General features: G+C 58.8%; 10 protein-coding genes and 1 pseudogene. All 11 read left to right on the forward strand.

From position 1 onward, the window contains the following. The first annotated feature begins 28 nt into the window (after positions 1–28). Positions 29–3,934 carry a DUF3683 domain-containing protein gene (locus LPB072_RS05085; protein ID WP_066092477.1) on the forward strand — a complete coding sequence of 1,302 codons (3,906 nt, stop codon included), beginning with the start codon at positions 29–31 and terminating at the stop codon, positions 3,932–3,934. Between the two features lie 150 nt (positions 3,935–4,084). After that, entirely contained in the window at positions 4,085–4,498 is a 414-nt protein-coding gene (locus LPB072_RS05090; protein WP_066092682.1) for a gamma-butyrobetaine hydroxylase-like domain-containing protein, read from the forward strand. Between the two features lie 16 nt (positions 4,499–4,514). Further along, complete coding sequence (gene ubiE, locus LPB072_RS05095) at positions 4,515–5,246, forward strand: bifunctional demethylmenaquinone methyltransferase/2-methoxy-6-polyprenyl-1,4-benzoquinol methylase UbiE (protein ID WP_066092480.1); 732 nt, start codon at positions 4,515–4,517, stop codon at positions 5,244–5,246. 37 nt (positions 5,247–5,283) lie between these two features. Beyond that, positions 5,284–6,102: a Tim44 domain-containing protein gene (locus LPB072_RS05100; RefSeq protein WP_157694162.1), complete on the forward strand. Its 819-nt coding sequence runs from the start codon at positions 5,284–5,286 to the stop codon at positions 6,100–6,102. A 48-nt stretch (positions 6,103–6,150) separates the two neighbouring features. Beyond that, entirely contained in the window at positions 6,151–6,744 is a 594-nt protein-coding gene (locus LPB072_RS05105) for a ubiquinone biosynthesis accessory factor UbiJ (RefSeq protein WP_066092486.1), read from the forward strand. Beyond that, positions 6,741–8,306: a ubiquinone biosynthesis regulatory protein kinase UbiB gene (gene ubiB / locus LPB072_RS05110; protein ID WP_066092490.1), complete on the forward strand. Its 1,566-nt coding sequence runs from the start codon at positions 6,741–6,743 to the stop codon at positions 8,304–8,306. Before LPB072_RS05105 ends, ubiB begins: the two co-directional genes overlap by 4 nt. 154 nt (positions 8,307–8,460) lie before the next feature. Next, a complete protein-coding gene (locus LPB072_RS22990; protein ID WP_082877007.1) occupies positions 8,461–8,811 on the forward strand; it encodes an FmdB family zinc ribbon protein in 351 nt (116 codons plus the stop codon). 14 nt (positions 8,812–8,825) lie between these two features. After that, a complete protein-coding gene (locus LPB072_RS05120; protein ID WP_066092496.1) occupies positions 8,826–9,506 on the forward strand; it encodes a DUF502 domain-containing protein in 681 nt (226 codons plus the stop codon). Positions 9,507–9,557: 51 nt separating this feature from the next. Then, a complete protein-coding gene (gene aspS / locus LPB072_RS05125; RefSeq protein ID WP_066092499.1) occupies positions 9,558–11,360 on the forward strand; it encodes an aspartate--tRNA ligase in 1,803 nt (600 codons plus the stop codon). A gap of 162 nt (positions 11,361–11,522) precedes the next feature. After that, positions 11,523–12,002, forward strand: a complete 480-nt coding sequence (gene nudB / locus LPB072_RS05130) for a dihydroneopterin triphosphate diphosphatase (RefSeq protein WP_066092685.1) — start codon at positions 11,523–11,525, stop codon at positions 12,000–12,002. Positions 12,003–12,350: 348 nt separating this feature from the next. Continuing rightward, positions 12,351–12,410, forward strand: a pseudogene (locus tag LPB072_RS24180) (ESPR-type extended signal peptide-containing protein); the annotation flags it as partial. Between the last annotated feature and the right edge of the window lie 78 nt (positions 12,411–12,488).

Below are 12,488 nucleotides of genomic sequence, written 5' to 3' on the forward strand. Positions count from 1 at the left end.
CGTTTTTTGCTGACTGTGAATACCGCCAATGAACGCTCCGATACCCCACAAATTGCTCGAAATCGCCGCCGGCGAAGAAGCGCCGCGCTTGCGCGAGATTCCCTACAACTACACCTCTTTTTCGGATCGTGAAATTGTTTTGCGATTGCTGGGTGAGCGATCCTGGGCGGTGTTGGAGGCGTTGCGCAGCGAACGGCGTACAGGTCGATCAGCCCGTATGCTCTATGAAGTGTTGGGTGATATATGGGTGGTTCAGCGCAATCCTTACCTCCAGGATGACCTGTTGGACAACCCCAAGCGGCGCGGGCAACTGGTCGAGGCCTTGGAGCACCGCCTTGGCGAGGTGCAAAAGCGGCGCACACCCGAAGACGACGCAGCGAGGGATGCGCGCGTGGCGGAGTTGCTCACGGCGGCCCAGGCTGCTGTGGCCACATTTGCCCGATCATTTGAGGAAATGGCCCAGTTGCGCCAGCGCGCGACCAAGGTGTTGCGCAAACTCACCGCCAAAGACAACATCAAGTTCGACGGCCTGTCTCGCGTGTCCCACGTGACCGACGCGACCGACTGGCGCGTGGAGTACCCCTTTGTGGTGCTCACGCCCGATACCGAAAACGAAATGGCCTTGCTGGTCAAAGGCTGCTTTGAGCTCGGCCTGACCATCATCCCCCGTGGGGGTGGCACGGGTTACACCGGTGGCGCCATCCCGTTGACCTGGAAGAGCGCGGTGATCAACACCGAAAAGCTCGAAGCCATGACCGAAGTGGAGTGGGTGCAGGTGCCCGGCCACGAGAAACCGCTGCCCACGGTGTGGACGGAGGCCGGAGTGGTCACCCAGCGCGTGGCCGATGCCGCAGAGCGCGCCGGCCATGTGTTCGCTGTGGACCCAACCAGCGCCGAAGCCTCTTGCATCGGTGGCAACATCGCCATGAACGCGGGCGGCAAGAAGGCCGTTTTGTGGGGCACGGCCCTGGACAACCTGATTTCCTGGCGTATGGTGACGCCGCAGGCGCAGTGGCTGGAAGTCACGCGCATGGACCACAACCTGGGCAAGATCCACGATGCCGAGGTCGCCACTTTTGAGCTGAAGACCTTTGAAGCCGATGGCAAGACACATGTGCGCACCGAGCAGCTGGTGATTCCGGGCAAGTCGTTCCGCAAGGAAGGCCTTGGCAAAGATGTGACCGACAAGTTCCTGAGCGGCCTGCCGGGCATTCAGAAAGAAGGCTGCGACGGGCTGATCACCAGCGGGCGCTGGATCGTGCACCGCATGCCCGAGCATGTGCGCACCGTCTGCCTGGAGTTTTTCGGCAACCCGAAAGATGGCGTGCCCAGCATCGTCGACATCAAGGACTTCATGTTCGCCGAGCAAAAGCGCTCGGGCACGTTGCTGGCCGGTCTGGAACATCTGGACGACCGGTACCTGAAGGCCGTGGGCTACGCGACCAAGAGCAAGCGCAACGCGGGCGGCAGTGGCTTGCCCAAGATGGTGCTGATCGGTGACATCGTGGGCGATGACGCCGACGCGGTGGCCCGCGCCACCAGCGAGGTGGTTCGCATGGCGAACACGCGCAGCGGCGAAGGCTTTGTGGCCATCAGCCCGGAGGCGCGCAAGAAGTTTTGGCTGGACCGCAAGCGCACCGCCGCGATCAGCAAGCACACCAACGCGTTCAAGATCAACGAAGACGTGGTGATCCCGTTGCCGCGCATGGGTGAGTACACCCTGGGCATCGAGCGCATCAACATCGAGCTTTCGCTGCGCAACAAGCTGAAGCTGTGCACGGAACTGGAAGCTTTTTTCACCAAGGGCAACTTGCCTCTGGGCAAGTCCGACGACGCCAATGACGTGGCCAGCGCCGAATGGCTGGAAGACCGCGTGCAGCAAGCCCTGGCGCTGGTGAGCGAGGTCAAGGCTCTGTGGAACGGCTGGCTGAAAGATGTGGACGCGCTGTTCCCGCAATTGCAAGATCACAGCCTGCGCGCCAGCTGGAAGACCCAACTGCGCTTGCCGCTACAGGGCATCTTTACCGGCGCCGCTTTCACGCCCATTCTGGCCGAATGCACGGCGATTCATCAGCGCGTGCTGAAAGGCCGCGTCTGGGTGGCACTGCACATGCATGCAGGCGATGGCAATGTGCACACCAACATTCCCGTCAACAGCGACGACTACGAAATGCTGCAAAGCGCCCATGAAGCGGTCGCGCGCATCATGGTTTTGGCGCGCAGCCTGGACGGCGTGATTTCGGGTGAGCACGGCATCGGCATCACCAAGCTGGAGTTCCTGACCGACGACGAATTGCGTCCGTTTGCCGAGTACAAAGCCCGTGTTGACCCCGAAGGCCGCTTCAACAAGGGCAAACTGCTGCGCAATTTCCCCGGCGCGCCCGAACCGGTGTTCGATGCGGCGTTGCGCAGCTCCGATCTGGTCAACGCCTACACGCCGAGCTTTGGCCTGATGGGCCACGAATCGCTCATCATGCAGCAGAGCGACATTGGCGCCATCGCCGGCTCGGTCAAGGATTGCCTGCGTTGCGGCAAGTGCAAGCCGGTGTGCGCGACCCACGTGCCCCGCGCGAATTTGCTGTATTCGCCGCGTAACAAAATCCTCGCCACTTCGCTGCTGGTCGAGGCCTTCCTTTACGAGGAGCAGACCCGTCGCGGTATCAGCATCAAGCACTGGGAAGAGTTCGAAGACGTCGCTGACCACTGCACGGTTTGCCACAAGTGTCTCTCCCCTTGTCCTGTCGACATCGACTTTGGCGATGTGACCATGAACATGCGCAACCTGTTGCGCAAGATGGGCCAAAAGAGCTTCCGGCCGGGCAATGCCGCGGCCATGTTCTTCCTGAATGCGACCAACCCCGAGACCATCAAGGTGATGCGCACGGCGATGGTAGGCGTGGGCTTCAAAGCCCAGCGTTTGGCCAACAACGTTTTGAAATTGGCGGCGCGCAAGCAGACCAGCGCGCCGCCGGCCACACTGGGCGCCGCGCCCATCAAAGAGCAGGTGATCCACTTCATCAACAAGAAGATGCCCGGGGGCTTGCCCAAGAAGACCGCGCGCGCCTTGCTGGACATTGAAGACAAAGATTACGTGCCGATCATCCGCAACCCGAAAGAAACCACGGCCGATACCGAGGCGGTGTTCTATTTCCCCGGTTGTGGTTCGGAGCGCTTGTTCAGTCAGGTCGGTCTTGCCACCCAGGCCATGCTTTGGCATGCCGGGGTGCAAACCGTGTTGCCGCCGGGCTATTTGTGTTGCGGTTACCCGCAGCGCGGTTCCGGCCAGTTCGACAAAGCGGAAAAGATGATCACGGACAACCGTGTGCTGTTCCACCGCGTAGCCAACACACTGAACTATCTCGACATCAAGACGGTGGTGGTGAGCTGCGGGACCTGTTACGACCAGCTGCAGGGTTACGAATTCGACAAGATTTTCCCTGGCTGCCGCATCATCGACATCCACGAGTACCTGCTGGAAAAGCAGATCACGCTACCTGCGGGGCAGGGTGGCTTCCTGTACCACGAGCCCTGCCACAACCCCATGAAACTGGGCGATCCGATGAAAACAGTCAAGGCGCTGATTGGCGACCAGGTGCTGAAATCGGAGCGCTGCTGCGGCGAGAGCGGTACGCTGGGTGTGACCCGGCCCGACATATCGACCCAGGTGCGTTTCCGCAAGGAAGAAGAAATTCGCAAAGGCGAGACGGCTTTGCGGGCGTCAGGCGCGCTCGGAGAAAAGGAAAACGTCAAGATCCTGACCTCCTGCCCCAGTTGCCTGCAAGGCCTGACCCGCTATGGCGACGACCTGCAAAATGGCCTGCTCGAAGCCGACTACATCGTTGTGGAAATGGCGCGGCAGATTCTGGGCGAAGACTGGTTGCCCAACTACGTGGCCAAGGCCAACGACGGCGGTATCGAGCGGGTGCTGGTGTAAGCCCCCTGCGCCGCTTTGCGTCTTCCCCCCTGGAAGGGGGGGGCTCACCTTGGTCCGACGGAGCCGGTTCCTCGGTGTGTGCTGGGTTGGCATGAACGCGTGCCAGCTTGGCCGCTTTTTTTCGACCTTTTTTGCACGGAGCACATCGCAATGGCTGGACTGAACAAGCATTCCCCGACCCCCGAGGACATCACCGTGCACAGTCAGTCGCGTGTGCTGGAGGTGCTGTTCTCTGACGGGCAGCGGTTTCGCATTCCGTTCGAATTGATGCGGGTGTATTCACCTTCGGCCGAGGTTCAAGGCCACGGGCCGGGACAGGAGACCTTGCAGACCGGCAAGCGCGATGTGACGATTGAAGGGTTGGCGCCGGTGGGCAATTACGCGGTGCAGCCGACCTTTTCCGACGGCCATGACAGCGGGCTTTTTTCTTGGGACTACCTGTATTTCCTGGGCTCGCAGGAGGCCAAGTTGTGGGCTGAGTACAACGCTCGACTGCAAACCGCTGGTCTGGACCGCGATCAGTCCATGATTGCGGCCTCGGGTAAGGCTTGCGGGGGTCACTGAGACGTAGGATCGCGGGATGGCTTCCACACATTTTGGTTTTGAAACGGTAGACGAACGCGAAAAGGCGCGCCATGTGCGCGGCGTTTTCGACTCGGTAGCGCCCAAGTACGACGTGATGAACGACCTCATGTCGGCCGGTTTGCACCGCATTTGGAAAAAATACACGATCACCGTGGCCAATCCGCAGCCGGGCGATCAGGTGCTCGACATTGCCGGCGGTACTGGCGATCTGTCACTGGCGTTTGCAGGCAAGGTCGGTCCGTCCGGGCGCGTGGTGCACACCGACATCAACGAAGCGATGCTGCGCGAAGGGCGCGACCGGTTGTTGAACAAGGGCGTGGTCTTGCCGACCATGGTCTGCGACGCCGAGAAGCTGCCGTTTGCCAGTGAGTCGTTCAACATCGTGACCGTGGCTTTTGGTTTGCGCAACATGACGCACAAAGACCAGGCGCTGAAAGAAATGCTGCGCGTACTCAAGCCTGGCGGCAAGCTGCTGGTGCTTGAGTTTTCCAAGGTGGCCAAGCCGCTGGAGAAAGCCTATGACTGGTATTCATTCAACGTTTTGCCCAAGCTGGGCCAATTGGTGGCTGGTGACGCTGCCAGCTACAAGTACCTTGCCGAGTCGATCCGCATGCATCCGGGCCAGGAAGAACTGCGCCAGTTGATGAAGTCGGTGGGTTTTGGCCATGTCGATGTGCACAACCTGAGTGCCGGTGTGGTCGCTTTGCATTTGGGCATCAAGTGCTGATGAGAATTTGTTCCAAAAAATGGGGTCTAGGGTTGGCATGAGAACCGTTTGTCACAGGGAATTCTGGGTCGCGTTGGTGGCCATTGCTTGCGTGAAAGGGGCTTGGGCCGTGGAGAAGGCCGCCACTATCGCTCCTGAATCGTCGGCAACAGCAAACACGGGGAGCATTGTCGGGCTGTGGTCTTCCATCGCTGCCCTGGCGTTGCTGGGGGTATTGGTGGTCGGAAAAATGCTGCGTTCTCGCAGCGGCCCAGGCTCCGACACCCGGTTGAACCGTGAAAACGCCCGGGTAGATCCTGGCGATGTTCAAGCCGCTACGCCGCGTGGTTACAGCTCGCAGAATGTGGGCAATGATGCATCGGCCAGGCCTTGGGAGCGCCAAGGGTCGGCCCTGGATGCAGGTACGGCGGCGGGTAGCCAGGGCGGCTACAGTGCGATCGAATTGCAGGCAGAAGGCACTGTAACGAGCGTGCCCAATGGGTTCGATGTCGAAGCGTTTCTCAAGGCATCCAAAGCCAATTTTGTGGATTTGCAGGCCGCTTGGGACCGTTCCGACACGGCCAGCCTACGTGCCATGATGACCGATGGCATGCTGGAACAAATCAAGGGCCAGCTGATCGAGCGCGAGCAAGACAGTGTTGGCGCTGCCCATGCCCCATCTCAAGTGGAGATGCTGGAAGCGCATTTGCTGGGCATAGAAGAGCAGGACGAAGACTTCATAGCCAGCGTTGAATTTTCCGGCCTGCTCCGCGAAGGCTCATCGATCGGTCCCAGCCCGTTTCGTGAGTTGTGGAGCATCACGCGCCCCAAAGAAGGTGGTGGTTGGTTGGTGGCTGGGGTACAAGCGCTTCAATAAGCGCGTCTTGGTGGCGCTGGTTGCTGCGTTATCCGTCAAAATCGGGGTATGAGCGATGCCCCCAATGTTTCCCCCTCCAGCCGCATGCCCGGTTTCCTTCAAGCTTTGTTGAGCAAGGCCCGTCCGCCCGAATGGGTGGTCGATGAGATGCAGAACCGCGTGATTCTGTTTCTCAACCATGTATTGATGGCCGAGCCTCAAGCGCAAGCGCGTTTGCGCCGGCAAATGGGCAAACCCGTGCGTGTGCAGTGGGGTGATTTCCACCTTACGCTCGCGGCCACAGCCGCAGGGCTGCTTGAGCGGCCACACGCCAGTGCCAAAGCCGACCTTTCGGTCACGCTCACGCAAACTTCGCCCATTGCGTTGGCCCAGTCCGTGATCGCTGGCAATAGGCCGGGTGTGGATATTCAAGGCGACGTGCAGCTTGCCGCTGAAGTTGCCTGGCTGGTCGACAACGTGCGTTGGGACCTGGAAGAAGATTTGTCACGCATCGTTGGCGATGGTGCGGCCCACACGCTGGTGCGCTTCGCGAGCGCTGCAGCCCAAGCCATCAAGGGCTTTGTGGACCGTGGCCCGGGTGGCTTTGGGGTACAGATTTCCAAAGACCCATCGCCCACTCGCACCAACGAGCCCACAGCATGAGTCGCCTGTTTCGAGGCGTTTTCATTGTTTGGGTGGTGTTGCGCCACGGGCTGGACGAACTCGTGTTGTCCAGTTTCCAGCGCCCCTGGATCCGCCTGCTGACCCGCATCGTCTCGGTCGGGCGCAATCTCGACGCGCCACGTGGCCAGCGCCTGCGCGAGGCTTTGGAGCGTTTGGGCCCCATTTTCGTGAAGTTTGGCCAGGTGCTGTCCACTCGGCGCGATTTGCTGCCGCCCGACATTGCTGACGAACTGGCCCACCTTCAAGACCGCGTGCCGCCGTTTGCCAGCGCCATCGCGGTGGCAACCATAGAACGTGCATTCGGCAAACCGCTTGATGCCGTATTCAGCTATTTTGAGCAAGTGCCGGTGGCCAGTGCCTCGATAGCTCAGGTGCACTTTGCCACGTTGCGAGACGGCCGCCATGCGGGGCGCGAAGTCGCCGTGAAGGTGCTGCGACCCAATATGCTGCCGGTGATCGAAAAAGACCTGAACCTGATGCGCATGATGGCGGGCTGGGTGGAGCGCCTGTCGCCAGACGGCAAGCGCCTGAAGCCACGCGAAGTGGTCGGTGAATTCGACAAATATTTGCACGACGAGCTCGACTTGGTGCGTGAAGCGTCGAACGCCGCGCAGCTGCGCCGCAACATGCAAGGCCTGGATCTGGTCATGATTCCGGAGATGTTTTGGGACCATTGCCACACCGAAGTGATGGTGATGGAGCGCATGCGTGGTGTGCAAATCAACAAGGTCGATGAGTTGCGCCGCTTGGGCGTGGACATCCCTAAGCTGGCACGCGACGGCGTGACCATCTTTTTCACCCAGGTATTTCGCGACGGCTTTTTCCATGCCGATATGCACCCGGGCAATATCCAGGTCAGTGTGGAGCCTGCGACCTTTGGGCGTTATATCTCGCTTGACTTTGGCATCGTGGGCACGCTCACCGAGTTCGACAAAGAGTACCTCGCTCAGAACTTCACAGCGTTTTTCCGCCGCGACTACAAACGGGTCGCTGAACTTCACATAGAAAGCGGCTGGGTCCCAGCCAACACCCGGGTGGACGAGCTGGAGTCGGCTATTCGAGCCGTTTGCGAGCCGTATTTCGACCGGCCGTTGAAAGAAATATCGCTTGGCATGGTACTGATGCGCCTGTTTCAGACCTCGCGCCGTTTCCATGTGGAAATCCAGCCTCAACTGGTGCTGCTGCAAAAGACACTGCTCAATATAGAGGGGCTTGGGCGTGATCTGGACCCCGAACTTGACCTATGGAACACCGCCAAACCATTTCTGGAGAAATGGATGCTGGAACAGGTGGGTCCAAAGAAGCTGCTGCAACAACTCAAGGCTGAAGCGCCTCAATACGCCAAGTTGCTGCCCGCGCTGCCGCGCTTGATGCACGATTACCTGGCCCACAGACCGCATGAGTTGCGCCGGGATATCGATGCTTTGCTGATCGAGCAGCGTCGTACCAACCGATTGCTGCAAGGTGTCATCTGGGGTGGGGTGGGCTTTCTGCTCGGTTTGCTCTTGATGCAGGTGCTTACCCGCATCCGCATTTGGTAGGCCTGCAGCCGGCAGGCCGGGCATCTGTTCATACGGGCACCCGTTCAGGGTCAAGCCAATTTATAATCGCGGGTTTTGTTGCCGGGTTCAAACGCTCGGCATTTGGTTCGCCCGCCCGTGCGCGGAGCGCTGCCACATCCACACTGGTTCCATCATGCCGATTTATGCCTACAAGTGCGCGTCTTGCGGCCACGCCAAAGATGTGTTGCGACGGATGTCCGACGACCCGTTGACCGTTTGCCCCGCCTGCGGGGCTAGCACGTTTGAAAAGCAGGTCACTGCGGCGGGCTTTCAGCTCAAAGGGTCGGGTTGGTACGTGACCGATTTCCGGGGCGGCAACACCTCCAGTGCTGAACCTGCGGTCAAAGGGACCGATTCTGCGGCTCCGGCATCCAGCGGTGACTCCGCGCCAGCGCCGAAACCGGATGCAACTGCTCCCAATCCGGCGCCTGCTCCTGCGCCCGCTGCCGCAGCCAGTACCAAACCCTCGACGCCGTCAACCTGAGCGAACCGCATTTCATGCCTTCATTTCGCAAGTGGCTGCTCGCCGGGCTGCTGGTTCTGGCGCCGCTCATCATCACCCTGTGGGTGCTGGAATGGGTGGTGTCGACGCTCGATCAGACCTTGCAGATCTTGCCGTCTCATTGGCACCCCGATGAATTGCTCGGCGTCCATATTCCGGGCCTGGGGGTGATCTTCGCATTGCTGGTGGTGCTGATCATCGGGGGCTTGGCCTCCAATTTCATTGGAAACCGGCTTGTCACCTGGTGGCATGCCTTGTTGCACCGCATTCCAATTGTTCGCTCGATTTACTCGGGAGTGAAGCAGGTCTCGGACACCTTGTTTTCCGAGAAGGGCAATGCGTTTCGCAAGGCGCTGCTGATAGAGTGGCCTCACGAAGGCATGTGGACGATCGGGTTTCTCACTGGCGTGCCTGCTGGAGATGTGCTCGGCAAGTTGCAGGGGCAGCCAGGCGGCAACGCCGAGACCGATGAGTTTCTCAGTGTCTATGTGCCGACAACGCCCAACCCCACCGGTGGCTATTTCGTCATGGTTCGGCGCAGTGCCTGTCAAGAGCTTGCAATGAGCGTGGATGAAGCGCTGACTTACATCGTGTCGATGGGGGTGATCGTGCCCGGGTCGACCAAAAAACCCCAAGTGAAGACCCTTGCCGCATCAGCGCCAGCGTCTTCTTCCTGATATTGACCTCACGCCAATTTGTAGGCGAACCTGCTGAAAGTAGAGATTTTCATGGCCATGCGCTCCCACTATTGCGGTCTGGTGACCGAAGCCCTGATGGGCCAAACCGTTCAACTTTGCGGCTGGGTGAACCGCCGGCGCGACCATGGCGGCGTTATTTTCATTGATCTGCGCGATCGCGAAGGTTATGTGCAAGTGGTGTGTGACCCCGACCGCGCCGAGATGTTCTCGACGGCCGAAGATGTGCGCAACGAGTTCTGCGTGCAAGTGACCGGGTTGGTGCGTGCGCGTCCTGCCGGGACAACCAACGACAAGCTGAAAAGCGGTCAGATTGAAATTTTGTGCCATGAGCTGACAGTGCTCAATGCGTCGGTCACACCGGCTTTCCAGATCGACGACGAAAACCTGTCGGAGACCACGCGCCTGACCCACCGTGTGCTCGACCTTCGCCGTCCTTACATGCAAAACAACCTGATGCTGCGCTACCGCGTGTCGATGGAAGTGCGCAAGTTTTTGGATGCCAATGGTTTCATTGACATTGAAACACCGATGCTGACCAAGAGCACGCCTGAAGGGGCTCGCGACTACCTGGTACCCAGCCGTGTGCACGACGGTCATTTCTTTGCACTGCCGCAATCGCCCCAGCTGTTCAAGCAGTTGTTGATGGTGGCTGGTTTCGATCGCTACTACCAGATCACCAAATGCTTCCGCGACGAAGATCTTCGCGCTGATCGCCAGCCCGAGTTCACCCAGATCGATATTGAGACATCGTTCCTGGACGAGCAAGAGATTCGCGACATGTTCCAGGGCATGATCAAAACCGTGTTTCAGAACACCATGAACGTGGACCTGGGCGATTTCCCCGTCATGGCCTACAGCGAAGCCATGCACCGCTTTGGCTCCGACAAGCCCGATCTGCGCGTCAAGCTGGAGTTCACTGAACTCACCGATGTGATGGCCGATGTGGATTTCAAGGTCTTCAGCACCCCCGCCACCATGAAAAATGGCCGTGTGGTTGCTCTGTGTGTGCGCGGCGGTGCTGAAATCAGCCGCAGCGAGATCGATGCCTATACCGAGTTTGTCAAGATCTACGGCGCCAAAGGCTTGGCCTGGATCAAGGTCAATGAAGTGGCCAAAGGCAAAGACGGTTTGCAGTCGCCCATTGTCAAAAACCTGCACGACAAGGCCATTGCCGAAGTGTTGAAGCGCACCAATGCCCAAGACGGTGACATCATTTTCTTTGGCGCCGACAAAGAGAAAATCGTCAATGACGCCATCGGTGCTCTTCGCTTGAAGATTGGTCACAGCGATCTGGGCAAGAAGAATGGCCTGTTTGAAAACCGCTGGGCACCGATGTGGGTGGTGGACTTCCCGATGTTTGAGCATGACGAAGAAGCCGATCGCTGGACTGCTGTGCACCACCCTTTCACCGCACCGAAAGATGGTCACGAAGACTGGATGGTTTCCGCGCCTGAAAAGTGCATTGCCAAAGGCTACGACATGGTCTTGAATGGCTGGGAAATCGGGGGTGGGTCGGTGCGTATCCACACGGCGGCGGTGCAGCAGAAGGTGTTTGATGCGCTCAAGATCACGCCTGAAGAAGCCCAGGAAAAATTTGGTTTCCTGCTCGATGCTTTGCAGTATGGAGCACCACCCCATGGTGGTTTGGCGTTCGGTCTTGACCGCATCATCACGCTGATGACCGGAGCGGAGTCAATCCGGGACGTGATTGCCTTCCCCAAAACCCAGCGCGCCCAGTGCTTGCTCACGCAAGCGCCCTCGGTGGTGGACGAGAAGCAGTTGCGCGAGTTGCATATCCGTTTGCGCAACCTGGACCTGGCCAAGACAGCTTGAGTAATGGCCACAAGCCAACCGGTCGAAGGGCGCTGTATCAGCGCCCTTTTTTTTGCGAAAAAGAAATAGGATCTCGGTGGCGGGTACCTGTTGGCGTGGATGCCGATGCTTCAGGTGCCTGGAGATCCGCTTCTAGTGATCAGAGGGACCGTTGGCGTGGTTATGGTTCAACCCCACAAAATTCCTGAATCCGTTCTCGTGGTCATTTACACCCCGGCGCTTGAGGTGTTGTTGATCGAGCGCGCCGATGCGTCAGGGTTTTGGCAATCGGTGACAGGGTCTAAAGACTCGTGGGAGGAAGCCTTCATCGACACTGCCGCAAGGGAGGTGTGGGAAGAAACCGGCCTGGATGTGCGTGGTCCCGGCTGTCAGCTAACCGACTGGGGTTTGGAGAATCGGTACGAGATCTATCCGGCGTGGCGCACACGCTACGCTCCAGGCGTCATCGAAAACCGCGAGAGGGTGTTTGGATTGCGCCTGGAGCAGGCGAAGCACGTGTGTCTCAATCCGCTTGAGCATCTGGGCCAGCAGTGGCTTCCATGGATAGAGGCAGCAGACAAATGCTTCTCTCCATCCAATGCCGAAGCAATTTTGCTGCTTCCCTCGTTCGACCTGTCGGCTGTAGACACTCCAAGAGTGTAAGTAAACGTTTCACGACAGGCTTGCCTTGATCCCTAGGCAGCGGCGTCTTCATGGGTTGTGCGATTCGGTCATTTTTGCACTGGTCAGCCCGTGTTTGTCGACCACGCTCGATTGTCCTGGGCGCACGGGCATTCAAGGTCAATTTTGGGCAGGCTGCCTGACTTCTCCGGTGAGGCGCCATGCCGAAAATGAATTCGTTAGTTTCTTGGCATTTTGCTTTTTTTACACCTAAGCCAAGAAATACATAGGGGAAAACTGTCTGTTTTTTGGTACCCTCTAGACCAATAGCACTTAAGTAACAGCTCGCCACGTCATGGTTACGTTTGATTACTTTTATTTAGAAGCAGCATGAACAAGTCATACAAATCGATCTGGAATGAAACTCTCGGAACCTACGTTGCGGCGGCAGAAACCGCGACGACCGGTGGGAGCAAGTCATCTTCGTCGCGTAAAGCACGACGCCAACCAGACCGTGCCCACTCAGGG

The organism is Hydrogenophaga crassostreae (assembly GCF_001761385.1).
Taxonomy (GTDB): domain Bacteria; phylum Pseudomonadota; class Gammaproteobacteria; order Burkholderiales; family Burkholderiaceae_C; genus Hydrogenophaga; species Hydrogenophaga crassostreae.